Here is a 21,647-nt window from a genome sequence, read left to right on the forward strand (position 1 = left end):
TCATTCGACCGTGAAATGACCGACGCCGTCGGCCCGGATCGCGACGCGGATGTCGCCGCTGGCCAGGGTCAGCAGGAAGGGTTTGTCGACCGGTTCGCGGCCGAAGGTGATGCGCAATGGATTGGCGGTGCCGGCGCTGCCCGGTTCCAGCAGCAGGGTCAGCGGCGCATTGCGGAAGTCGCGCTCGCGTAGCAGGTCGTCGCTGGTGATCGGGTCCCAGCGCGTTTCATTACGCACCAGGAAGTGGTAGCGCTCGGGTGTGGCTTCGAAGGTGACCGGGCGGTTGCGCACGATCGCCTCGTCGCGCGCCAGCTGCAGCAGCAGGGACAGGCGGCGCGCCTCGTCCTGCAGGTCCTGGCGCGGACTCGGGATGGCGTTGATCGATACCAGTCCCAGCGTGATGCCGATGATGACCATCACGACCATGATTTCCACCAGGGTGAAGCCGTGGGCTGGCGCAGCTTTCCGGCGCAACAGCCCGCGCGCGCGCGTGGTCATCGGAATAAGGGCTCCTTACTGGCTCACTTACTTATTGTCCCAGGAACCGACGTCGGCATCTTCGCCGGTACCGCCCGGCTGGCCATCCGCGCCCAGCGACATGATTTCGACTTCGCCGCCATGGATGCCCGGCGACAGGTATTGGTAAGCATTGCCCCACGGGTCTTTCGGCAGGCGTTCGACGTAGCCGCCTTCCTTCCAGCCGTTGGCCGCCGGGCCGGTGGTCGGCTTCTGGATCAGCGCCTGCAGGCCCTGTTCGGTGGTCGGGTAGCGCTGGTTGTCGAGCTTGTACAGTTTCAGGGCCGACATCAGGGTCGAGATGTCGACGCGGGCGGCGGTCACGCGCGACTCGCCGGTACGGCCCAGCAGCTTGGGCACGACCAGGGCGCCGAGGATGCCGATGATGACCACGACCACCATGATCTCGACGAGGGTGAAGCCGCGCTGGCGGCGCTGGCCCTTCAGGCGTTGCGAAACATTTTGCATATGGCTCAATCTATGGATAAGAGTCGGTAAAAACGATCTAGTATAAGTCGGTTTGACTGGCAAAGACCACCTTACAAGCTTTTCCAATTGTAAGGCAGGCGGTCGTGAATGACACCTTTATCGGTCGCTGCGCGGGACGGCGCGGCCCGCGCACACCGGACAGGCGGGATTGCGCGCCACCCTCACCTCGCTCCATTCCATGGCCCGGCCATCCAGCATCTGCAGGCGCCCGGCCAGCGACGGCGCGATGCCGACCACCAGCTTCAGCGCTTCGGCGGCCTGCACGGCGCCGACGACCCCGACCAGGGGTGCGAATACGCCCATCGTGCTGCAGGCAACGTCTTCGAAACGGCTGTCCGGCGGGAACAGGCAGGCGTAGCAGGGCGAAGCCGGATCGCGCATGTCGTAGACCGACAGTTGGCCGTCGAAGCGGATCACGGCGCCGGCCACCAGCGGCACCCCGGCGGCGACGCAGGCGCGGTTGACCGCATGGCGGGTCGCGAAATTGTCGCTGCAGTCGAGTACGACAGTGGCGCTTGCCACGAGTTCCGCCAGGCGGGCCGGCCCCACGCGTTCGCGCAAGGCCACGACGGCGATGTCGGGATTGATCTGCAACAGGGCTTCACGGCCGGACTCGACCTTGGGCTGGCCGACGCGCGCCGTCGTGTGCATCACCTGGCGCTGCAGGTTGGTCAGATCGACCGTGTCGTCGTCGACCAGCGTGATGCGGCCGACGCCGCTGGCGGCCAGGTACATGGCGGCCGGCGAGCCGAGGCCGCCGGCGCCGATGACCAGCGCATGCGCATCGAGCATGCGTTGCTGGCCTTCGATGCCGATCTCGTCGAGCAGGATATGGCGCGAATAGCGCAGCAGTTGCTGGTCGTGCATTATTTTTTCGGCGCGCCCTTGAGCTCGGGCGGCTTCTGCTCTTCGCCCGGCAACTGCGCCGGCGCCGCCTTGTCGCCCTCCGCATCCACTTTCGCCAGGCGTACCGGCAAGCCCTTGAAGTGGTTGATGGCTTGCGCCAGCTGGAAATCGTCCTTGCCGCCGAACTCGAGCGGCTTGGCATTCTTCAGCAGGGCCAGGGCGCGCTGCTCTTCTTCCAGCTCGTCGCGCCGCGCTTTCGCCTTGGCGGCGGAGGCTGCGGCGGTCGATACCGTGACGCCCTTCTCGCCCTCGTTGACCAGATGATGGTCGAGGTCGGCTTCACGCACCTGCATCGCGTTCAGGCCGTCGCCTTCCGCGGTCTCGTCGACTTTCAGGTCGGGCACGATGCCGAGCGCCTGGATCGAGCGGCCTTTCGGCGTGTAGTAGCGCGCCGTGGTCAGTTTGACGGCGGTGTCTTCGGTCAGCTGGCGCAGCGTCTGCACCGAGCCCTTGCCGAAGGTCTGGCTGCCCAGCACGATGGCGCGCTTGTAATCCTGCAGCGCGCCGGCCACGATTTCCGAGGCCGATGCCGAACCGGTGTTCACCAGCACCACCATCGGCACGGTTTTCAGGGCGGCCGGCAGTTTCGAGAGCGGATCGGCGCCCGGCTTCATCGCATAGAACTCGCGCCGGCCGTAGAAGGTCGCGTTCGATTCGGCCAGCTGGCCCTTGGTCGAGACGATGACTTCGTTCTGCGGCAGGAAGGCAGCGGACACGCCGATCGCGCTCGGCAGCAGGCCGCCCGGATCGTTGCGCAGGTCCAGCACCAGGCCCTTGATGGCCGGGTTCTGGGCATACAGCTCCTTGATCTTGGCGGCCAGCTCGTCCACGGTCTCTTCCTGGAACTGGCTGATGCGCAGCCAGGCGTAGCCCGGCTCGACGATCTTGCCCTTGACGCTGGCGACCTTGATTTCCTCGCGCTCGACCGGCACCACCCAGGGCGCGTCGGCGCCGCGGCGGGCGATGGTCAGCATCACCTTGCTGTGCGCCTCGCCGCGCATGCGCTTGATGGCGTCGTCCAGCGACAGGCCCTTGACCGGCACGTTGTCGATACGGGTGATCAGGTCGCCGGCCTTGATGCCGGCGCGGTAGGCGGGCGTGTCCTCGATCGGGGTCACGATCTTGACGTAGCCGTCTTCCATCGCGACTTCGACGCCGACGCCGACGAATTTGCCCTCGACCTCTTCCTGCATCTCGGCGAAGTCCTTCTGGTCGAGGTAGACCGAGTGCGGGTCGAGCGAGGCGACCATGCCGGCGATGGCGTCCGACAGCAGTTTCTTGTCGTCGACCTTTTCGACGTAGTCGCTCTTGATCAGGCCGTACACGTCGGCCAGCTGGCGCAGTTCGTCCAGCGGCAACGGCGATTCCGCAGCCTTTTGCGCAAACGCCGAGAACTGCACGGTGGCAGCCACGCCGGCGACCATGCCGATGCCGATCAGGCCAAGGTTCTTGAGTTTGTTACCCATGTGCTTCCTAGATCCTAGAAGTTGACCCAGCCGGCCGGGTCGATCGGCTTGCCCAGATGCCTGAGCTCGAAGTATAGCCCCGATTCCTCGTTGCCGCCGGTATTCCCGGCACTGGCAATGACGTCGCCCGCCTTCACAGTATCGCCTTCGTGCTTGAGCAGCGTCTCATTGAAACCGTAGATCGACAGGTATTCGCCGCCATGGTTGATGATGATCACATTGCCCCAGCCGCGCATGCCGCGCGCGTAGGCGATCCGGCCGGGCGCGACCGCGCGCACGTCGGTGCCCTGCGGCGCCTTGACGAACACGCCGCGCCAGGCCGGGCCGTCGGCGCGCTTGGTGCCGAAGCGGGCGGCGACACGGCCGGCGACCGGCGCCGGCATGCGGCCGCGCAGGCTTTCGAAGGCGCCGCTCGGCAGGTTCGAGGCCAGCGCGGTATCGGCGCGGCGTTGCGGCGGCGGCGCTTTCTCTTCCGCCGGCTCGGCCGCCACCTTCGGCTCTTCCGGCACCGGCAGCGGTTTCGCCGGCTTGCCGGTCCTGGCCGCTTCGCGGGCCAGGCGTTCGCGCTCCGCCTGCAGCGCCTTGGCACGCGCCAGCGCGCGCGCCTTGGCTTCGGCGGCGGCCTTGGCGCGCGCCTCGGCCAGCGCCTGCTGGCGCTTGCGCTCGGCGGCGGCGGCGATTTCCTGTTCGCGGATGATGCGGGTCAGCTCGTCGACCAGGCCGCTCATGCGCTGTTCGTCGCGCTCCAGGCTGCTGGCCTGCTTGCGCTGGTTGACCAGCTTGCTCGACAGGTTGGCCAGCAGGGTGGCGCGTTTCGCCTTTTCCTTTTCCAGCAGCGCCTTCTGGTCGCGCTGCTCGCCGGCGATCTCTTCGAGTTCATCCTTGGCGTTCTGGGTCGATGCGTGGTTGGCCTCGACCGCCGCCAGGTTGCCGCGCAGCGAAGTCAGCAGCTTGGCCTGGGCCTGCGAGACGTAGGCCATCAATTGCAGGTCGCGGTTGATCCGGTTCGGGTTGTCGCCCGACAGCAGCAGCTTGATGCGGTCTTCGTTACCCGCAACGTAGTGTTCGCGCAGCATCTTGGTCAGTTGCTGCTTCTGGGATGCGATGGTCTTGGCCAGACGCTCCTGCTCGTTGGCCAGGTCTTTCAGCTTGGCATTGGTCGCAGCCTGTTCTTCGGCCAGTTCGCGCAAGGCGCGGGTGGCGTCCGAGATTTTTTCTTCGGATTCGGACAGCTCGTCGGCCGCGTCTTCCTTTTCGCTCTCGGTACGGCTGATGTCCTTCTTCAGCGCGCCGAGTTTTTGCTGGATGGCGGCGCGCGAGGCTTCGGCGGCTGCCTTCTGCTTGCTGCGCTCGGTTTGACGAGACCTGGCCTTCGGATCCGCGTGAGCGGCGCCCAAGGCCAGTACACAAGCTATCAAGCCGCACAGCAGCTTGCCGGCGGCGGATCGTGATACGGGGAAGCGCAAGACTTACTTCGCCTTCCCTTGGTTGGCCACGGCAGCCATCTTGGCGGCGATCGCGTCCTGGTCGCCCAGGTAGTAATGGCGGATCGGCTTCAGGTCGGCATCCAGTTCGTACACCAGCGGGGTGCCGTTCGGGATGTTGAGGCCGACGATGTCGGCGTCGCTGATGTTGTCCAGCATCTTGATCAGCGCGCGCAGGCTGTTGCCGTGGGCCGAGATCAGGATCTTCTTGCCGGCGCGGATGGCAGGGGCGATTTCCTCGTCCCAGGCCGGCATCACGCGCGCCACGGTGTCCTTCAGGCATTCGGTCAGGGGAATGCTTGCACGGTCGAGGCCGGCATAGCGCGGATCGGCGAACGAGGTACGCTCGTCATTCTCGTCGAGGGCCGGCGGCGGGGTGTCGTAGCTGCGGCGCCAGACCAGCACCTGCTCGTCGCCGAACTTGGCGGCGGTCTCGCCTTTGTCCAGGCCCTGCAGGGCGCCGTAGTGACGCTCGTTCAGGCGCCAATCGTTCTTGACTGGCAGCCACATCATGTCCATTTCGTCCATGGCCAGCCACAGGGTGCGGATCGCACGCGTCAATACCGAGGTATAGGCCAGGTCGAAGGTGAAGCCGGCCTCGCGCAGCTGGCGGCCCGCGGTTTTCGCCTCTTCGATACCCTTGGCGGTGAGATCGACGTCGGTCCAGCCGGTGAAACGGTTTTCGAGATTCCAGGTGGACTCGCCGTGGCGCATGAATACGATTTTGTACATAAGCTCTTACTTAAAGAAAGTTCGTAGAAAAATGTCCGGCAACTTCTATTTTATAATGCGCGGATTCAGTTCAACCAACGGAACATTCGTGAATTTCATCCTTGACCATCTTCCCACCGTTGCGGTCGCCGTGATTTCCGGCGCCGCCCTGCTCTGGACGTCGCTGACGCCGCGCGGCCGCCTGGCCTCGACCATGCAGGTTACCCAGATGATCAACCGCGGCAAGACCACCGCCGTGATCGATGTGCGCACTGCCGACGAGTTCGCCGCCGGCCACCTGCGCGACGCGAAAAACATTCCGCTGGCAGACTTGGGCGCTCGCGTCGGCGAACTCGACAAGGCCAAAATCAAGACCGTGATCGTGGTCGACCAGAACGGCAGCCGCGCCGCCAAGGCCGAGCGCCTGTTGAAAACGGCAGGGTTTGCAGATATCTATAGCCTGGAAGGCGGTATCGCAGCCTGGACGGCTGCCGGCCTGCCCGTGACCAAATAACATCGAAAGGAATTACCATGACAGCCCACGTCGTTCTTTATCACACCGCCAGCTGCCCGTATTGCGTGCGTGCCGAGCGCCTGCTCGAAGCCAAGGGCGTCACCGAAATCGAACGCATCCGCGTCGACCTCGACCCGGAACAGCGCGTCATCATGATGCAGCGCACCGGCCGCCGCACCGTGCCGCAGATCTACGTGGGCGACACCCACGTCGGCGGCTTCGACGACCTGTACGCGCTCGACCAGGCCGGCCGCCTGGATCCCCTGCTGAAGGGCGAAGCGGCCTGAGGTAATAAGGGAACGGGCCGCCGCCGGGCCGCTTTCATGGGCCTCGGCGCGCGCCGCAGCAGTCTGCCTGCCCGCGCGGAAGTTGTCTGACAATGGCTATTGCAACCTAATTGGTTTTGATACAATTGCCGACGCTTTGATCCACGCATCCGAGCATCCGGGATAGCGACAGCTGTTCTTCTTACAATTAAACGAAAGCGTTCCATGGCTGACGAAAACCTGCAACCCGTATTCCAAATCCAGCGTATTTACCTGAAGGATCTGTCGCTGGAACAACCGAATTCCCCGGCGATCTTCCTCGAGCAGGAAGCCCCGACCATCGAGGTCTCGCTGGACGTCGGCGCCGAAGCGATTGCCGATGGCATCTACGAATCGACCGTGACCATCACCGTGACCGCCAAGGTCAAGGACAAGGTCGCTTTCCTGGTCGAAGGCAAGCAGGGTGGTATCTTCGAAGCCCGTAACATCCCGGCTGACCAGATGGATCCGCTGCTGGGCATCGGCTGCCCGAACATCATCTATCCTTACCTGCGCAGCAACATCGCCGACGTGATCACCCGTGCCGGTTTCCCGCCGGTCCACCTGGCCGAGATCAACTTCGAAGTGTTCTACCAGCAGCGTCGCCAGGCCCTGGCCGAGCAGGCAGCAACCGCCGGCACCCCGATCGGCAACCAGTAATACCGTCGTATCGTAGTAGATGTCTACTTGGTGCCGGTTGTCTTCCTGCTGGAAGGCCACCGGCACCTGCCCTGCCTTTCGGCGTCTTTCGTCTTCCCAAAGGCCCGCATGCCGTCCATCCGCAAGCGCTTTTCTCCCCGCCTGATCCTCGGTAGCTGTCTGCTGCTGGCGTCGTTCGCCGCCAGTGCCTTCGACTTCAAGAGCGTCGGCGCCCGTTCCGTGATTCTTTACGATGCCCCGTCGGTCAAGGGCAGCAAACTGTTCGTCGCCCCCAGCGGCATGCCGGTCGAAGTCGTGCTCAGCTACGGCGACTGGGTCAAGGTGCGCGATGCCGCCGGCGACATGGCCTGGACCGAAATCAAAGGCCTGTCCGCGAAACGCAACGTGATCGTCAAGGCCGCTTCCGCCAAGGTGCGGGCGACGCCCGACGATGCGGCGCCGGTCCTCATGACGGCCGACAAGAATGTCTTGCTCGAACTGGTCGATCCGGAAGCCGGTCCGTGGGTGCGCGTGCGCCACCGCGACGGCGTCAGCGGCTACGTCAGGGCGTCCGACGTCTGGGGTATCTGATGAGCATGCACGATAAACCAGCACAGAACATTACCGTCCTCGGTGCCGGCGCCTGGGGCACGGCGGTCGCGATCGCGCTGGCAGCACGCCATGACGTGCTGCTGTGGGGACGCAACCCGGCGCAAATGGAACGCAGCGCCGCGGCGCGCGAGAACACCGATTACCTGCCCGGTTTCCCGTTTCCCGAGGGATTGCAGGTCAGCGCCGATTTCGAGGCTGCAATTGCCCACGTAGCCGGCGCGGCTTCGTCCTCCGATGCCACCCCGCTGCTGATCGCCGCCTGTCCGGTGGCCGGCCTGCGCCCGCTGCTGCAGGCGCTGAAGGGGCGCCCGATCCCGAACATCGTCTGGCTGTGCAAAGGTTTTGAATACGACACCGGCCTGTTGCCGCACCAGGTCGTGCATGAGGTACTGGGCAATGGCGTAACCGGCGCAGCCCTGTCCGGCCCCTCGTTCGCCCAGGAAGTGGCGCGCGGACTGCCGTGCGCGCTGACCGTGGCCTCGGCCTCGGCGGAACTGCGCGAACGCGTGGTCAGCCTGGTACATGGCGGCAATATGCGCGTGTATGCCTGCGACGACATGGTCGGCGTGGAAGTCGGCGGCGCCGTAAAAAATATCCTGGCAATCGCCACCGGCGCGGCCGATGGCCTCGGCCTCGGCCTGAATGCGCGCGCGGCACTGATCACGCGCGGCCTGGCCGAGATCACCCGGCTCGGCACCGCACTGGGCGGGCATGCCGGCACCTTCATGGGGCTGACCGGGATGGGCGACCTGATCCTGACCTGCACCGGGGATTTGTCGCGCAACCGCCGCGTCGGGCTGGCGCTGGCCGAAGGCAAGCAGCTGGACACCATCGTGCGCGAGCTGGGGCACGTGGCGGAAGGCGTGCCGTGTGCCAAGGCAGTGCGCGAACTGGCGCGCCGGATGGGCGTCGACATGCCGATCACGAATGCGGTGGCGGGCGTGTTGTTCGACGGGATTCCGGCGGCCGAGATGGCCGGGCAGTTGCTGGCGCGGGATCCGCGCAATGAATTGGCCTAAACGGTTTACCCAGGTTGCGGTGAGTGATGCCTGGGCATCAATCACCGCAACCCATCCCTACCATTATGCGCTCGTGGTGCGCGACGTCGGGCCGCCGCTATTGTCGCCCGGGTGCAGCAGGATGGTCATCAGGCCCACCGCGTCTTCGTTGGCGCTGATCGCGTGCGGTTCGCCGCCGGCCAGGTAGACCATTTCATTCGGCTTCAGGATCGTGCTGCGGCCGTGGGCCTGAAACACGATCTCGCCTTCCAGGCACAGCAGGGTCATTTCGCCCTCGACCCAGTGTTCCGGCATGGGCTTGTCCTTCGGCAGCACCAGCCGGATCAATTCCATGTGATCGGTCTTGATCAACGCGATCGACGTGAAGTTGGCGATGTCGTCTTCGCCGCGCTGTAGTGCGATCCGTTCACCCGATACTGCATGTTGCAAGGCCATGTTTCTCTCCAATCATTACTCGTCGTAAGTTTGCGGCACCCCGCGCAGCCAGTTCACCAGCGCGGTGGCATCCTTGAATCCCTGCGCGAGCTGGGGCACCAGTTTGTCCGGCGCATTGATGTCCAGCTTCATCTCGATCCAGACGAAATAGCTCTTGAGCTTCAGGTATTCGATCAGCGGATGGTTCGGATCGAAGCCTTTCGGCGGACGTTGCAGCTTGTCTTCCGGATTCAGGTCGCCATAGGTCTCGCGCAGATGTTTATTCTTCAACATTTTCGAGAAACCTGTCGCATCGTTGACCACGTGTTCGCGGATCGCCTTCAGGCGCGCCGCCGGCGGCAGGTATTCGCCAGCGCCGAACAGCAGCGTCCCGTTGGCTTCGATGTGGAAATAATAGGTCGGGCCGCCGCCTTCGCTGGGACGCCGTTTATTCCCCGGCGCGATGCCGGCCGAAAAATGGTTTTTATACGGCGTCTTGTCGTTGGAAAAGCGGGTATCGCGCTGGAAACGGAACATCGCCTTCTTCGGGTCGCAGGCCGCGACCTGGTGGTCGAACTTGGCGATTTCCTGGATCAGTTCGGTCAGCACTTCCACGAACTCGGCCCGCAGGATGTCGTAGCGGGGCTTGTTCATGATGAACCAGGGGCGCGTGTTGTTGTCTTTGAGTTCGGTCAGGAATTGCGTCAGGTCACGCAGGTGCATGGAGGTTCCGGTAACAGGTTATAAAGAATCAGGGCGTCTGGCGCGGCCGCCGTCCGACCGTCACCGCCAGCGTCGTTTCGCGGTTCTTGCGCATCACGGTCATCGGCGCCTTTTCTCCTGGCGGCAGTGCGGCGATCAGGTTCATCATGTCGTTGGTATTGCCAACCTTGCGCCCTTTCACCGCCAGCAGGATGTCGCCCGGACGCATGCCGGCACGGTCGGCCGGCCCGCCGCGCACGACCCCGGCGATGATGGCGCCGCTGTCGCGGCCGAGGCCGAAATTACCGGCCAGTTCCGGCGTGATGTCCTGGGATTCGATGCCGATCCAGCCGCGCACCACCTGGCCGTGCTTGACGATCGAGTCCAGCACCGTCTTCGCAGTCGACACCGGAATCGCGAACCCGATGCCGACCGAGCCGCCGGTCTGCGAATAGATCGCCGAATTGATGCCGAGCAGGTTGCCGCGGCTGTCGACCAGCGCCCCGCCCGAGTTGCCGAAGTTGATGGCGGCGTCGGTCTGGATGAAATTCTCGAAGTGGTTGATGTGCAGGTTGTTGCGCCCCAGCGCCGAGATGATGCCCAGGGTGACGGTCTGGCCGACGCCGAACGGGTTGCCGATCGCCAGCACGACATCCCCTACCCTCGCCTGGTCCGGTTCGCCGAGCACGATCACCGGCAGGTTTTTCTCTTTGATGCGGATCACGGCCAGGTCGGTTTCCGGATCGGTACCGACCACGCTGGCCTCGGCCTTCCTGCCGTCGGCCAGGCCGACCTCGATCTCGTCGGCGCCCTCGACCACGTGGTTATTGGTCAGGATGTAGCCCTCGGCACTGACGATCACGCCCGAACCGAGGCTGGCCATCTGTTCCTGCGGCGGCATCTTGTCGCCGAAAAAACGTCTAAAAAAGGGATCTTTCAACAGCGGATGGGTCTCGCGCAGCGCCTTGCTGGTCAGGATGTTGACCACGGCCGGCATCGCCCTGCCGGCCGCGTCGCGGTAGCTGTTCGGCGCGCCGCCGCCCGGCGCCTGCAGCACCGGGATCGCGCGCCCCGGCGTGCCGATCCCGACCTGGGCCGGCGCCCGTTCCAGCCATGCCGGGCGCAGCGCCGCGATCACCGCATACACGCCGAGCGCGATGGTGACGGTTTGCGCGAACAGGAGCCAGTAGCGGCGCATGGCGTGAGCCTGGAATCTATTTTTTCAGGGAGTCGCGGATTTCGCGCAGCAACAGGATGTCTTCCGGCGGCGCCGGCGGCACGGCCGGCTTGTCCTCGTCCGGATGATGGAAGGAGTTGCGCAGGCGGTTCATCAGACGCACCATCTGGAAGATCACGAAGGCCAGGATCAGGAAGTTCAGCAGGATGGTGAGAAAGTTACCGTAGGCCAGCACGGCGCCGGCCTTCTTCGCTTCGGCCAGCGGCAAGCCATAGGCCTGGTGGTTCAGCGGAATATAGTAACTGGCGAAATCGAGACCGCCGAACAGCTTGCCGATCGGCGGCATGATGACGTCCTGCACCAGCGAATCGACGATGCGGCCGAAGGCGCCGCCGATGATCACGCCCACCGCCAGGTCGACCACGTTGCCCTTGATCGCGAATTTCCTGAATTCTTCCAGCATGGCCATCCGGAGCCCTCCTTGTTCTTTGATTATCTCGTGGCGATGATACAGGAAGGTGCGCCAACCCGACGGCAGCGGTGGGCGCGCGACGCGCATTGCAGAGTTCGCGGCAGGCACGTTTTTTCTTTAATTTGCAAAACTGTTCACATATAATCGATTGTTGCAATATTGGCTTTTACTGTATTGCAATGCATTGCAGTGCAACATTTCGCATTTGACGAATGGAGTTGGTATGAGTAATGAGAAGCAGGTCGATTCAGGCCGGCGAGGCTTGCTCGTGGCTACATGCGCGGCGGGTGGTGTCGTCGGTGTTTCAACGGCCGGAGTTCTGGTCAGTACCCTTCAACCTTCCGAACGGGCCAAGGCGGCCGGTGCTCCAGTCGAGGTCGATATCTCGGACGTCAAACCCGGCGAAATGAAAGTGGCCGAATGGCGCGGCAAGCCGGTATGGATCCTGCGCCGCACGCCCGAAATGCTGGCCAGCCTCAAGCAGAACGACAACCTTGTCGCCGATCCGGCTTCCGACAAGACCTTCCAGCTCGATATGCCGAAGTACGCCAAGAACGAATTCCGCGCGTACGACAAGCACAAGGAAGTGCTGGTGGTGGTCGGCATCTGCTCGCACCTGGGCTGCTCGCCGTCGGCGCGCTTCCAGGAAGGCGCGCAGCCGAACCTGCCGGACGACTGGCACGGCGGTTTCCTGTGCCCCTGCCATGGGTCGACCTTCGACCTGTCCGGCCGCGTATTCAAGAACAAGCCGGCGCCGGTGAACCTCGATGTCCCCCCGTACATGTATCTAACCGATAACAGGATCGTGATCGGCAAAGACGAGAAAGGCGAGGCATAAGATGGGCGCTGCATTCAAGGAAACCAAGCTCCCGGCCAATGCGCCGAAGAGCCAGAAGGCCCTGGCCTGGATCGACGACCGCTTTCCGCTGTCGAAGCTGTGGCAGGAACAGTGGGGCCGCTACTACGCACCGAAGAATTTCAACGTCTGGTACATCTTCGGCTCGCTGGCGATGCTGGTGCTGGTGATCCAGATCGTCACCGGCATCTTCCTGACGATGCACTACAAGCCGGATTCCAACCTGGCGTTCGGCTCGGTCGAATACATCATGAAGGAAGTCCCGTGGGGCTGGCTGGTGCGCTACATGCACTCGACCGGCGCCTCGGCCTTCTTCATCGTGGTCTACCTGCACATGACGCGGGCGCTGATGTACGGCTCCTACCGCAAGCCGCGCGAACTGATCTGGCTGTTCGGCTTCGCCACCTTCCTGTGCCTGATGGCCGAAGCCTTCTTCGGCTACCTGCTGCCCTGGGGCCAGATGTCGTACTGGGGCGCGCAGGTGATCGTCAACCTGTTCAGCGCCATCCCCGTCATCGGCCAGGACCTGTCGCTGTGGATCCGCGGCGACTACGTGGTGTCGGATGCGACCCTGAACCGCTTCTTCGCCTTCCACGTGATCGCGATCCCGCTGGTGCTGCTGGGCCTGGTGGCGGCGCACCTGATCGCGCTGCACGAAGTCGGCTCGAACAACCCGGACGGCATCGAAGTGAAGGAAAACCTCGGTCCGGACGGCCACGGCGTCGATACGATCCCGTCGCATCCCTACTACACGACCAAGGATTTCTTCGGCGTCTCGGTGTTCCTGCTGATCTACAGCGCGATCGTGTTCTTTGCGCCAGAGATGGGCGGTTACTTCCTGGAATACAACAACTTCCTGCCGGCCGACTCCCTCAAGACCCCGCCGCACATCGCGCCGACCTGGTACTTCACGCCGTTCTACTCGGTGCTGCGCGCCACCACCTCCGACTTCATGTGGGTGGTGATGGCCGGCCTGGCCGCCTACGTCGTGTTCATCTGGCTGCGCTCGCGCCTGTCCTATAAAACCAAGATCGCGATCACGGTGCTGGCCGTGCTGGTCGAGATCGGCATGCTGCCGCAAGTGCTGGACGCGAAATTCTGGGGCGTGGTGCTGTTCGGCTCGGCCGTCGTGATCCTGGCCCTGCTGCCCTGGCTGGATCACTCGCCGGTGCGTTCGATCCGCTACCGCCCGGGCTGGCACAAGGCCGTGTATGGCGTGTTCTTCGTCTGCTTCCTGGTGCTCGGCTACCTCGGCACCCAGCTGCCGACCCCGGCCTACACGCTGATCGCCCAGCTGGCGACGCTGTTGTACTTCAGCTTCTTCCTCCTGATGCCATGGTGGAGCACGATGGGCCGCTTCAAGCCGCTGCCCAAGCGTGTGACCTGGACCGCGCATTGACTTGGATTGAGCCAAAGGACAACCATGAATCTTACGAAGAAACTGCTCGCGGTGCTGGCCCTGGTGCCCGGCTTCGTGTTCGCCAACGAAGCCGGCTTCGCGCTCGACCGCGCGCCCGAACGTACCGACATCGCTTCGCTGCAAAACGGTGCCAAGTTGTTCGTCAACTATTGCCTGAACTGTCATTCGGCATCGTCGATGCGCTACAATCGCCTGCGGGACCTGGGTTTGAGCGAAGACCAGATCAAGGGCAACCTGCTGTTCTCGGGCGAGAAGGTGGGCGACATGATGAAAGTCGCGATGCGTGCGGACGACGCCAAGGCCTGGTTCGGCGCAGTACCGCCGGACCTGTCGGTGATTACGCGTGCGCGCGCATCGGGCGCCGGCACCGGCGGCGACTATCTGTATACCTACCTGCGCACCTTCTACAAGGACGACACCCGTCCCACCGGATGGAACAACCTGGTGGTGCCGAACGTCGCCATGCCGCACGTACTGTGGCAACTGCAGGGGGTGCGTACCGTGAAAATGGTCGAGGAACCCGATCCGCACGAAAAGGGCAAGACGATGCACCGTTTCGCCGGTTTCGAGCAGGTCACGCCGGGCAGCCTGAGCCAGCCGGAGTTCGACACCCAGGTCGCCGACCTGGTGGCATACATGGAATGGATGGCCGAACCGACCCGCGACCTGCGCAAGCGCCTGGGTGCGGTCGTGGTACTGTTCCTGTCCTTGTTCGCTTTCCTTGCCTGGCGTCTGAATGCTTCTTATTGGAAAGATGTAAAGTGATTTGATTGCCCGGTTATAATGCGGGCAATGTCTATTCGGGGTGAGCCATTTGGCCTTCACCCCTTTGTTTCTTGAAGGAACTATAAACCATGATGGTTCTCTACTCCGGCACCACGTGCCCGTTCTCCCAGCGCTGCCGCCTGGTCCTGTTCGAAAAGGGCATGGACTTCGAAGTGCGCGACGTGGACCTGTTCAACAAGCCCGAGGACATCTCGACGATGAACCCGTACGGCCAGGTGCCGATCCTGGTCGAGCGTGAGCTGATCCTGTACGAATCGAACATCATCAACGAGTACATCGACGAGCGCTTCCCGCATCCGCAGCTGATGCCGGCCGACCCGCTGATGCGCGCGCGTGCGCGCCTGATGCTGTTCAACTTCGAAAAAGAGCTGTTCGTGCACGTGAACACGCTCGAGAACGAGCGCAACAAGGTCACCGACAAGAGCCACGACCGCGCCCGCGCCGAAATCCGCGACCGCCTGACCACGCTGGCACCGCTGTTCCTGAAGAACAAGTACATGCTGGGCGACGAGTTCTCGATGCTGGACGTGGCGATCGCTCCGCTGCTGTGGCGCCTCGACCATTACGGCATCGAGCTGTCGAAGACCGCGGCGCCGCTGATGAAGTACGCCGAGCGCATCTTCTCGCGCCCGGCCTACATCGAAGCGCTGACGCCTTCCGAAAAGGTCATGCGCCGTTAAGCGCACGCGTCCCGTTCGCGGGATACCGTTGCACGCCAGTTGTTCGACGCCCTGCGGCGATTCGGATTACACTGGCGTGCAATTCGATGCAACCCGAATGCCGAACATGCCAGACATCTCTACCAAGCCGTACCTGCTGCGCGCCATCTACGAATGGTGCACGGACAGCGGCCATACGCCCTATCTGGCGGTCAAAGTCGACGCCGCGACCACGGTTCCGATGGAATACGTGAAGAAGGGCGAGATCATCCTCAACATCAGCTACGGCGCCACCTCGGGCCTGAAGATGGACAACGACGCCATCACCTTCCGTGCACGCTTCAACGGCGTGTCGCGCGAGCTGTACATTCCGGTGCAGAACGTGCTGGCGATCTATGCCAACGAAAACGGCCAGGGCATGGCGTTCGAGGTGAACACGACGGCGGCCGAGATGGCACCGCCGGCCCCTGCCCCGACGCTGGCCCCCGCGCCGGCACCGGCCCCCGCCGCCGAGCCGGCAGCGCCGGGATTGGCTGCAGTCCCCGCCAAGACGGCGTCGGAAGTGTCGCATCTGCCCGACGGCGACAATGAGCCACCGAAAAAAGGTGGCCGGCCTACGTTGACCCGCATCAAATAGCGGTATAATTCTGGCCACATTGCCGGCTTAGCTCATCAGGTAGAGCAGTTGATTTGTAATCATCAGGTGGCGGGTTCGAGTCCTGCAGCCGGCACCAAGAATCGTGCGAAAGCCCAGCCTACATGGTTGGGCTTTTTGCTTTCTGGACTGCTCGACACGCCGCTTACAGCTGCGCCAACGCCGGCTCCCCGCCCTTCCCCAGCCAGGTCGTCTCGAAACGCCGCTGCGCCAGCTGCAGCGACACCGCATCCCCGCGCTGCCGGTACACCTCCATCAAGCCGCGCAGCGCCCAGCCATTGCTCGGCGTGCGCGCCAGCGATGCGCGGAACACGTCTTCCGCATCGTCCAGCCGGCCGGCGCGCAGCAAGGCCACGCCCAGCGACTGCCGCGCCGGGTAGTACCAGTATGGCGGCTCCATGTAGGGCAGTCCGTCCTGCACCGCGACCGCCTGGCGGTAGGCGGCCAGCGCCAGCGGCAGGTCGCCGCGTGCATCGGCCAGGCGGCCGGTGGCGACGTAGCGGGCGGTCCGGACGATGTCCTGGGCCGGGATGCCCCATTGGTCAAACGGCTTGAAGTCGGCGCTGCGCTCCATGGTGGCCAGGGCATCGATCTCGCGTCGGCTCTCGGGCGCCATGCCCTTGCGCGCGAAGCCGACGGCGCGTGCGTAATGCCACATCGCCTGCACCAGCACCAGGTCCGGGCCGGGGTCCGGCAGGGCCACCAGCGTGTCGGCACTGCTGAACTGCACGTGCGAGAAGTATGGCGCTGCCTTCACCGGCTGGATCAGCGGGAATGTCGCCACCAGTTCGGCCGGTAACGATTTATCCAGTTTATGTGCGGCGTCCAGTGCGGTCTTGCCGTCGCCGCCCATCAAGGCAGAGACCATCACGAAGTGGATGTTGTGCGGGTAGTAGGCGCCCTTGTAGACCGGATCGCTGCCCGAGCGGCCGAAGTAGCGCTCGTCGACGGCCACCGCCTGCAGGTTGGCGTCCAGCGACTCTTTATACAGGCCGAGCCGGTAATAGATATGCGAGGGCATGTGCACGATGTGGCCGGCGCCGGGGATCTGCCTTGCCAGCAGGCGCGCGTAGGGCAAGGCGCGCTCGGGGTTGGACGAGGCTTCCACCGCGTGGATGTAGTAGTGGGCGGCGCCCGGGTGGTTCGGGTTGTGCGCCAGCACGCGCTCGAGGGCGGCGATCATCTCCGGCGTGCGGCCCTTGGGCTGGGTACCGCCGGCCTGCCAGTAATCCCAGGGCGACAGGTCCATCAGTGCTTCGGCGTACAGAACCTGGATCGTGTCGTGGCTGGGAAAGGCGCGCGCCGCCTCGCCCATCGCGTCGGCATAGGCCTGGTCGAGCGGCTTGCGGTCTGCCGGCGGCGCCTCGGCGTAGCGTTTGGCGACGGCGCGGATCACGGCCTGCTCGTGCGGCGTGACCGCGTCAAGCAGGGTGACGGCCTTGCTGGCCGCGGCGTAGGCCGGGGCCACCGCCTGCGGGAACATCGGCGCATTGATGTTGGGCCCCAGCACCAGCGCCTCTCCCCAGTAGCACATGGCGCAGCCGGGATCGGCCTGCTGGGCGGCGCGGAAGGCGCGCGCGGCTTCGGCATGGTTGAAGGCAAAGGCCAGGCGGATGCCCTGGTCGAAATAGGCCTGGGCCGGCCTGCTGCGGGTGGTGATCGGCAGGTGGAATTTACCCAGGTCCTTGTACAGCGGCGGCGGGCTGTCGGCGCTGCCGTCGGCTTGCGCGGGCAATTGCTGGCCGGGCTGGAAGGGACGCGTTTCGGTCGGCGGCGGTTGGAGCTGGTTCTGGACTTGCAGCAGGCTGGCGAGCAGGACCGGACGGCCGGCCTGGGCCGGGGTGCAGCTGGCGCCGCGGGCGAACAGGGGATCGAATGCAGACGGTGCCGTGCCCTGCTCGGCGGAGGTCGGGGACAGGGCCAGCAGCGTGGCGGCACCGGCAGCCGCCAACGCGGCCAGGATTCCAGGATTTCGCATGATCTACTCCTCCACATCATCGACGTCGACGCTTTTTGCCGACAGAAGGAAGCGCAACGCGTGTCATGGAAGCTGGATGTGCATTAGAGCGCGGCTTGCATGGCCGGTTCCGTGGATATATGGAAGGCATGGGGTCAGTCAAACATGTGCAAGACATCATGAGTGTTTGACGGCAGCATCGTTGCCGGATAAGTTATGGAACAAGCATTCGCCCACCCATCCACGAGGTCATGCATGCAGGAGCCCGACCGGCACACGCACCGCGTTCACGCCACTTCCAGCCGCGACCTGGTCGACGGTCAGGTCCGCTATGCATGGAAAAAATCGCTCTGGTTCAGTGCGATGGCACTGGCGGCGCTTGGCGGCGGCGTCGTGTATGCAAGCTGGCGCGGCCTGCTGCTGTTTGCGCTGTCGACCGCCGCCGTGCTGCTGCTCGGGCACTCGCTGGGCAGCCACCGCAAGCTGATCCACGACAGTTTTCAATGCCCGGCCTGGCTCGGCTATGGTCTGATCTGGTGCGGGGTACTGGTCGGCCTCGCCGGTCCACTCGGCCTGCTGCGCCAGCACGAACTGCGCGACTATGCCCAGCGCCAGCCAGATTGCCATCCTTACCTGCGCCACGGCGCCGGATTCTGGCACGATTTCTGGTGGCAGGTGCATTGCGACCTGGTGCTCGCGCGCGAACCGGCCGTGGTGCTCGAGCCGCGCATCGCCGGCGACCGCGTGCTGGCCTGGCTGGAGCGCACCTGGATGCTGCAGCAGCTGCCGCCGGCGCTGCTGCTGTATGCCTGGTGCGGCTGGGGTTTTGTCGTCTGGGGCGTGTGTGCGCGGGTGACGGCCGGCATCCTCGGCCATTGGCTGATCGGTTACTTTGCCCACAACCACGGCAGCATGCACCACGAGGTACAAGGCGCTGCGGTCCAGGGCCGCAATATCCGCTTCACGTCGCTGCTGACGATGGGCGAGTGCTGGCACAACAACCATCATGCGTTTCCGGGATCGGCGCGCCTGGGTTTGTACGCGGGTGAATGGGACCCGGGCTGGTGGCTGCTGTGCGGCCTGCGCCGCCTGGGACTGGTGTGGGCATTGCGCCTGCCCGAAGACTTGCCGCCGCGGCCGGAACTGAAGCGGCTGCGCGACGCCGGCTGGCGCCCAACCGCTGCCTGAGGCCAGCCTGGCGTCAGCGCGGCTCGACCACGCAGCAATCGAGGCCGTCGCGGTGCGTGAAGCTGAAGCGCACCGGCAGGAACAGCTCGATCACCTGGGCGTTGGTGCGCGCATGCAGCGAAGCCTGGTCTACCGTGAAGCCGCCGCCGCCCGCCAGTGCCAGCGGCAGCATCAGCTGGTCGCCCAGGTATTCGGCGACGGCGGCGCCGCTGGCGATATAGCGGCGCGCCTGGCCGACCGCCTGGCGCGCGACGTTTTCCGCGGTGACCGACTTTTCGCCGAAGGTGGTGAAGACTTCGGTCACGTGCTCGTACTCGAGGGTCAGCATCAGCGCATTGCCCGGCCCCTGCTCGTCGGGCAGGCGGCGCGCAAACAGCTGGTCGTCACCCCAGTTCATGCCCTGGCCGACGCACTCGAGTTCGCGCTGGGCGACGCGTGCCGGGATGCCGGCCGTGAAGCTCTCGACATACCCCTGCCTGCGCTCGCCGCGCGTCATCCATTCGCGCGGCGCCAGTCGGGCACACGGCTGGACCGTGGCGACCACTTCGCCGCCGCCGGCCGGATAGAAGCCGAAGCGCGCCAGCTGCAGGTCGATCTGCGCGCCCATCTCGGCCATGCGCGGGCACCAGGCGCGCTGCAGGAACTGCACCGGCGGCGCCATCGGGTTGTGGGTGCCGCCGCACACGCGCAGCGTCGACGGCGCCTCGGCATGCAGGAGCGCCGGCAGCACTGTCTGCAGCACCAGCGTGCAGCTGCCGGCGCTGCCGATCGCGAAGCGGTAGTCGCCGCCGCGCAGCGTGCCCGGAATGAATTCCAGGTCCTGGCTGCCGAGGCTTGCCCCGCTCACGTCGGCGCCGCAGACCTGGGCGGCGGCCTGCACCGCCACCAGGTGCTGGCGCATCAGGCCCGGCTTGCTGCGGTTGGCGCGGATGCGCTTGATGCGGAACGGCTGACCGGTGATCATGGCCAGCGTCAGCGACGTGCGCAGGATCTGGCCGCCGCCCTCGCCCAATGCGCCATCCAGTTCGATCATCCCCATCTCCTTTACCCCTTCACGCATACGATCTGCTTGAGCGTATGCACCACTTCGACCAGGTCGCTCTGCGCCTGCATCACGGCGTCGATGTCCTTGTAGGCCATCGGGATCTCGTCGATCACGGCGGCATCCTTGCGGCATTCGACGCCCTCGGTGGCGCGTACCTGGTCCTCGACCGAGTAGCGGCGCTTGGCCTCGGTGCGGCTCATCGTGCGCCCGGCGCCGTGGCTGCAGCTGTGGAAGCTGTCCGGATTGCCCTTGCCGCGCACAATATAACTCTTCGCGCCCATCGAGCCCGGAATGATGCCCAGCTCGCCTGCACGCGCCGACACCGCGCCCTTGCGCGTGACCAGCACTTCCTGGCCGAAGTGCTGCTCCTTCTGGACGTAGTTGTGGTGGCAGTTCACCGCTTCCAGGTGCGTCTCGAACGGTTTATGAATCACCGTGCGCACGGCCGCGATCAGGTTGCGCATCATGACTTCGCGGTTCATGCGCGCGAACTTCTGCGCCCAGCCGACCGCCTCGACGTAGTCGTCGTAGTGCTGCGTACCCTCCTTCAGGTAGGCCAGGTCCTTGTCGGGCAGGTTGGCGATGTGGGTACGCATGTCCTGCTTGGCCACCTCGATGAAATGGCTGCCGATCGCATTGCCGACGCCGCGCGAGCCCGAGTGCAGCATGAACCAGACGAAGCCTTCTTCATCGAGGCAGATCTCGATGAAGTGGTTGCCGGTGCCGAGCGTGCCGAGGTGCTTGTAGTTATTCGTGTTCTTCAGCTTCGGGGTCTTCTGGCAGATGACGTCGAATTCGTCCTTCAGCGCCATCCAGGCCGTGTCGACCGCCTGCGGCGGCGTGTCCCACGAACCTTTGTCGCGGCCTTTGAAGCCACGCGTCTTGGGCGACATCCCGTGCGGCACCGAGCGCTCGATCGCGCTGCGCAGCGGTCCCAGGTTGTCCGGCAGGTCGCGTGCAGCGAGCGTGGTCTTGGCCGCCATCATGCCGCAGCCGATGTCGACGCCGACCGCGGCCGGGATTACCGCGCCCAGGGTCGGGATCACGCTGCCGATGGTCGATCCTTTGCCCAGGTGGACGTCGGGCATGGCCGCCATGTGCTTGTAGATGAAGGGCATGCGCGCGGTGTTCGCCAGCTGCTGTTTGGCTTCTTCTTCGACCGGGACGCCGCGGGTCCACATCTTGACCGGGCGGCCGCCGGCCACCTCGAGGGTATCGTAGTGCTGGTCTTTGTATGCTTGGTTCATGATCGTGTTCTCTCGTGTCGACTGCATTGCTTGTCTGTGACTTATTCGGTATCGGCCAGCGTGGTCAGCAGGTTGCGCCAGATGCGCCGTGCCTGCCAGGCCGGGATTGCGCCGGCGTCGTCGAACACCTTGATGCGGGCCGGTACGCCTTGTACGTCGATGCTGACCGACACGACCTGGTCGCCTGTCTGTGCGTTTTTTTGTTGCGTTGCGCTGCCGGCCCTGCCGACGCTGATAATCCAGCCCATGATCGCTCTCCCTCTCGTTGATCTCGTTTATCTTGTTTGCTCCTTCTCTTTTGCAAGCGGCGTGCCAGCGCCTGGACGGCAGCCGGTGGGAACGCCAAGTGCTTGATTGGCAAGCAAAAATGTTTCACGAGGGTTGACAGGGACGATCTTGGATTCCAAT

Annotated in this window: 25 protein-coding genes and 1 tRNA gene; 12 read left to right on the forward strand and 14 right to left on the reverse strand. The window is 64.4% G+C overall.

What is annotated here, in order from left to right; genetic code table 11:
* The 6 genes from FBX97_RS20670 to gpmA form a co-directional block, all read right to left on the reverse strand.
* Complete coding sequence (locus tag FBX97_RS20670; protein ID WP_141836048.1) at positions 1–498, reverse strand: GspH/FimT family pseudopilin; 498 nt, start codon at positions 496–498, stop codon at positions 1–3.
* Between the two features lie 27 nt (positions 499–525).
* Positions 526–984, reverse strand: a complete 459-nt coding sequence (gspG, locus tag FBX97_RS20675; RefSeq protein ID WP_141836052.1) for a type II secretion system major pseudopilin GspG — start codon at positions 982–984, stop codon at positions 526–528.
* A 117-nt stretch (positions 985–1,101) separates the two neighbouring features.
* A complete protein-coding gene (locus FBX97_RS20680; protein ID WP_141836055.1) occupies positions 1,102–1,872 on the reverse strand; it encodes a molybdopterin-synthase adenylyltransferase MoeB in 771 nt (256 codons plus the stop codon).
* Positions 1,872–3,377 (reverse strand): S41 family peptidase, encoded by a 1,506-nt coding sequence (locus FBX97_RS20685; RefSeq protein ID WP_141836058.1) that lies wholly within the window; start codon positions 3,375–3,377, stop codon positions 1,872–1,874. The genes FBX97_RS20680 and FBX97_RS20685 overlap by 1 nt, the downstream gene beginning before the upstream one ends.
* Positions 3,378–3,391: 14 nt before the next feature.
* The gene (locus FBX97_RS20690; protein WP_141837083.1) at positions 3,392–4,780 is read right to left on the reverse strand and encodes a murein hydrolase activator EnvC; all 1,389 of its coding nucleotides are present in this window, start codon (positions 4,778–4,780) and stop codon (positions 3,392–3,394) included.
* 66 nt (positions 4,781–4,846) lie between these two features.
* On the reverse strand, positions 4,847–5,593 hold the full coding sequence (gene gpmA, locus FBX97_RS20695) for a 2,3-diphosphoglycerate-dependent phosphoglycerate mutase (protein ID WP_141836062.1): 747 nt from the start codon (positions 5,591–5,593) through the stop codon (positions 4,847–4,849).
* Positions 5,594–5,681: 88 nt separating this feature from the next.
* Here gpmA and FBX97_RS20700 point away from each other — a divergent pair, with 88 nt between their 5' ends.
* The 5 genes from FBX97_RS20700 (at position 5,682) to FBX97_RS20720 (ending at position 8,661) form a co-directional block, all read left to right on the forward strand.
* Complete coding sequence (locus FBX97_RS20700) at positions 5,682–6,086, forward strand: rhodanese-like domain-containing protein (protein ID WP_141836064.1); 405 nt, start codon at positions 5,682–5,684, stop codon at positions 6,084–6,086.
* Between the two features lie 17 nt (positions 6,087–6,103).
* Positions 6,104–6,373, forward strand: a complete 270-nt coding sequence (gene grxC / locus FBX97_RS20705) for a glutaredoxin 3 (RefSeq protein ID WP_141836067.1) — start codon at positions 6,104–6,106, stop codon at positions 6,371–6,373.
* 204 nt (positions 6,374–6,577) lie between these two features.
* A complete protein-coding gene (gene secB / locus FBX97_RS20710) occupies positions 6,578–7,051 on the forward strand; it encodes a protein-export chaperone SecB (RefSeq protein ID WP_141836070.1) in 474 nt (157 codons plus the stop codon).
* A 108-nt stretch (positions 7,052–7,159) separates the two neighbouring features.
* Complete coding sequence (locus FBX97_RS20715; RefSeq protein ID WP_141836073.1) at positions 7,160–7,621, forward strand: SH3 domain-containing protein; 462 nt, start codon at positions 7,160–7,162, stop codon at positions 7,619–7,621.
* Positions 7,621–8,661: an NAD(P)H-dependent glycerol-3-phosphate dehydrogenase gene (locus FBX97_RS20720; protein WP_370457304.1), complete on the forward strand. Its 1,041-nt coding sequence runs from the start codon at positions 7,621–7,623 to the stop codon at positions 8,659–8,661. The genes FBX97_RS20715 and FBX97_RS20720 overlap by 1 nt, the downstream gene beginning before the upstream one ends.
* 63 nt (positions 8,662–8,724) lie before the next feature.
* On the opposite strand, the gene FBX97_RS20725 is transcribed toward FBX97_RS20720, so the two are convergent.
* Genes FBX97_RS20725 through mscL form a run of 4 tightly spaced genes read right to left on the reverse strand, consistent with a single transcriptional unit; the run spans position 8,725 to position 11,423 of the window.
* Positions 8,725–9,096 carry a cupin domain-containing protein gene (locus FBX97_RS20725; protein WP_141836076.1) on the reverse strand — a complete coding sequence of 124 codons (372 nt, stop codon included), beginning with the start codon at positions 9,094–9,096 and terminating at the stop codon, positions 8,725–8,727.
* Between the two features lie 15 nt (positions 9,097–9,111).
* On the reverse strand, positions 9,112–9,798 hold the full coding sequence (locus tag FBX97_RS20730; RefSeq protein WP_141836079.1) for a DUF2461 domain-containing protein: 687 nt from the start codon (positions 9,796–9,798) through the stop codon (positions 9,112–9,114).
* Positions 9,799–9,826: 28 nt separating this feature from the next.
* Positions 9,827–10,975, reverse strand: a complete 1,149-nt coding sequence (locus FBX97_RS20735) for a Do family serine endopeptidase (protein ID WP_141836084.1) — start codon at positions 10,973–10,975, stop codon at positions 9,827–9,829.
* A 16-nt stretch (positions 10,976–10,991) separates the two neighbouring features.
* On the reverse strand, positions 10,992–11,423 hold the full coding sequence (gene mscL, locus FBX97_RS20740; RefSeq protein ID WP_141836087.1) for a large conductance mechanosensitive channel protein MscL: 432 nt from the start codon (positions 11,421–11,423) through the stop codon (positions 10,992–10,994).
* Positions 11,424–11,649: 226 nt separating this feature from the next.
* On the opposite strand from mscL, the gene petA reads away from it, so the two are divergent.
* The 6 genes from petA to FBX97_RS20770 all read left to right on the forward strand — a co-directional run bounded on the left by petA (position 11,650) and on the right by FBX97_RS20770 (position 15,881).
* Positions 11,650–12,264 (forward strand): ubiquinol-cytochrome c reductase iron-sulfur subunit, encoded by a 615-nt coding sequence (petA, locus tag FBX97_RS20745; protein WP_141836090.1) that lies wholly within the window; start codon positions 11,650–11,652, stop codon positions 12,262–12,264.
* A gap of 1 nt (position 12,265) precedes the next feature.
* Entirely contained in the window at positions 12,266–13,681 is a 1,416-nt protein-coding gene (locus FBX97_RS20750) for a cytochrome bc complex cytochrome b subunit (RefSeq protein ID WP_141836093.1), read from the forward strand.
* 24 nt (positions 13,682–13,705) lie between these two features.
* Positions 13,706–14,467: a cytochrome c1 gene (locus tag FBX97_RS20755; RefSeq protein WP_141836096.1), complete on the forward strand. Its 762-nt coding sequence runs from the start codon at positions 13,706–13,708 to the stop codon at positions 14,465–14,467.
* A gap of 89 nt (positions 14,468–14,556) precedes the next feature.
* Entirely contained in the window at positions 14,557–15,168 is a 612-nt protein-coding gene (locus FBX97_RS20760) for a glutathione S-transferase N-terminal domain-containing protein (RefSeq protein ID WP_141836099.1), read from the forward strand.
* Positions 15,169–15,274: 106 nt separating this feature from the next.
* The gene (locus FBX97_RS20765) at positions 15,275–15,784 is read left to right on the forward strand and encodes a ClpXP protease specificity-enhancing factor (RefSeq protein WP_141836102.1); all 510 of its coding nucleotides are present in this window, start codon (positions 15,275–15,277) and stop codon (positions 15,782–15,784) included.
* 21 nt (positions 15,785–15,805) lie between these two features.
* Positions 15,806–15,881, forward strand: a tRNA-Thr gene (locus FBX97_RS20770).
* Between the two features lie 66 nt (positions 15,882–15,947).
* On the opposite strand, the gene FBX97_RS20775 is transcribed toward FBX97_RS20770, so the two are convergent.
* The gene (locus FBX97_RS20775) at positions 15,948–17,780 is read right to left on the reverse strand and encodes a tetratricopeptide repeat protein (protein WP_141836104.1); all 1,833 of its coding nucleotides are present in this window, start codon (positions 17,778–17,780) and stop codon (positions 15,948–15,950) included.
* A 234-nt stretch (positions 17,781–18,014) separates the two neighbouring features.
* Between FBX97_RS20775 and FBX97_RS20780 the strand changes: the two genes are divergently transcribed.
* Positions 18,015–18,947, forward strand: coding sequence for a fatty acid desaturase (locus tag FBX97_RS20780; RefSeq protein WP_141836107.1), 933 nt, complete (start codon positions 18,015–18,017; stop codon positions 18,945–18,947).
* A 13-nt stretch (positions 18,948–18,960) separates the two neighbouring features.
* Here FBX97_RS20780 and rtcA read toward each other — a convergent pair whose 3' ends face one another.
* The 3 genes from rtcA to FBX97_RS20795 are packed head-to-tail and all read right to left on the reverse strand — an operon-like array spanning position 18,961 to position 21,487.
* Complete coding sequence (rtcA, locus tag FBX97_RS20785; protein ID WP_255517571.1) at positions 18,961–20,007, reverse strand: RNA 3'-terminal phosphate cyclase; 1,047 nt, start codon at positions 20,005–20,007, stop codon at positions 18,961–18,963.
* A complete protein-coding gene (locus FBX97_RS20790) occupies positions 19,992–21,239 on the reverse strand; it encodes an RtcB family protein (RefSeq protein WP_141836113.1) in 1,248 nt (415 codons plus the stop codon). The genes rtcA and FBX97_RS20790 overlap by 16 nt, the downstream gene beginning before the upstream one ends.
* A gap of 41 nt (positions 21,240–21,280) precedes the next feature.
* Complete coding sequence (locus FBX97_RS20795; RefSeq protein ID WP_141836116.1) at positions 21,281–21,487, reverse strand: hypothetical protein; 207 nt, start codon at positions 21,485–21,487, stop codon at positions 21,281–21,283.
* Positions 21,488–21,647 lie beyond the last annotated feature (160 nt).

The sequence above is a fragment of the Herbaspirillum sp. SJZ107 genome (genome assembly GCF_006715485.1).
GTDB lineage: Bacteria > Pseudomonadota > Gammaproteobacteria > Burkholderiales > Burkholderiaceae_D > Telluria.

Coding starts and splice junctions, on each gene's coding strand:
- FBX97_RS20670 (WP_141836048.1), bottom strand. CDS start 498: ATGACCACGCGCGCGCGCGGGCTGTTGCGCCGGAAAGCTGCGCCAGCC.
- gspG (WP_141836052.1), bottom strand. CDS start 984: ATGCAAAATGTTTCGCAACGCCTGAAGGGCCAGCGCCGCCAGCGCGGC.
- FBX97_RS20680 (WP_141836055.1), bottom strand. CDS start 1,872: ATGCACGACCAGCAACTGCTGCGCTATTCGCGCCATATCCTGCTCGAC.
- FBX97_RS20685 (WP_141836058.1), bottom strand. CDS start 3,377: ATGGGTAACAAACTCAAGAACCTTGGCCTGATCGGCATCGGCATGGTC.
- gpmA (WP_141836062.1), bottom strand. CDS start 5,593: ATGTACAAAATCGTATTCATGCGCCACGGCGAGTCCACCTGGAATCTC.
- grxC (WP_141836067.1), top strand. CDS start 6,104: ATGACAGCCCACGTCGTTCTTTATCACACCGCCAGCTGCCCGTATTGC.
- secB (WP_141836070.1), top strand. CDS start 6,578: ATGGCTGACGAAAACCTGCAACCCGTATTCCAAATCCAGCGTATTTAC.
- FBX97_RS20715 (WP_141836073.1), top strand. CDS start 7,160: ATGCCGTCCATCCGCAAGCGCTTTTCTCCCCGCCTGATCCTCGGTAGC.
- FBX97_RS20720 (WP_370457304.1), top strand. CDS start 7,621: ATGAGCATGCACGATAAACCAGCACAGAACATTACCGTCCTCGGTGCC.
- FBX97_RS20725 (WP_141836076.1), bottom strand. CDS start 9,096: ATGGCCTTGCAACATGCAGTATCGGGTGAACGGATCGCACTACAGCGC.
- FBX97_RS20730 (WP_141836079.1), bottom strand. CDS start 9,798: ATGCACCTGCGTGACCTGACGCAATTCCTGACCGAACTCAAAGACAAC.
- FBX97_RS20735 (WP_141836084.1), bottom strand. CDS start 10,975: ATGCGCCGCTACTGGCTCCTGTTCGCGCAAACCGTCACCATCGCGCTC.
- mscL (WP_141836087.1), bottom strand. CDS start 11,423: ATGGCCATGCTGGAAGAATTCAGGAAATTCGCGATCAAGGGCAACGTG.
- petA (WP_141836090.1), top strand. CDS start 11,650: ATGAGTAATGAGAAGCAGGTCGATTCAGGCCGGCGAGGCTTGCTCGTG.
- FBX97_RS20750 (WP_141836093.1), top strand. CDS start 12,266: ATGGGCGCTGCATTCAAGGAAACCAAGCTCCCGGCCAATGCGCCGAAG.
- FBX97_RS20755 (WP_141836096.1), top strand. CDS start 13,706: ATGAATCTTACGAAGAAACTGCTCGCGGTGCTGGCCCTGGTGCCCGGC.
- FBX97_RS20760 (WP_141836099.1), top strand. CDS start 14,557: ATGATGGTTCTCTACTCCGGCACCACGTGCCCGTTCTCCCAGCGCTGC.
- FBX97_RS20765 (WP_141836102.1), top strand. CDS start 15,275: ATGCCAGACATCTCTACCAAGCCGTACCTGCTGCGCGCCATCTACGAA.
- FBX97_RS20775 (WP_141836104.1), bottom strand. CDS start 17,780: ATGCGAAATCCTGGAATCCTGGCCGCGTTGGCGGCTGCCGGTGCCGCC.
- FBX97_RS20780 (WP_141836107.1), top strand. CDS start 18,015: ATGCAGGAGCCCGACCGGCACACGCACCGCGTTCACGCCACTTCCAGC.
- rtcA (WP_255517571.1), bottom strand. CDS start 20,007: ATGCGTGAAGGGGTAAAGGAGATGGGGATGATCGAACTGGATGGCGCA.
- FBX97_RS20790 (WP_141836113.1), bottom strand. CDS start 21,239: ATGAACCAAGCATACAAAGACCAGCACTACGATACCCTCGAGGTGGCC.
- FBX97_RS20795 (WP_141836116.1), bottom strand. CDS start 21,487: ATGGGCTGGATTATCAGCGTCGGCAGGGCCGGCAGCGCAACGCAACAA.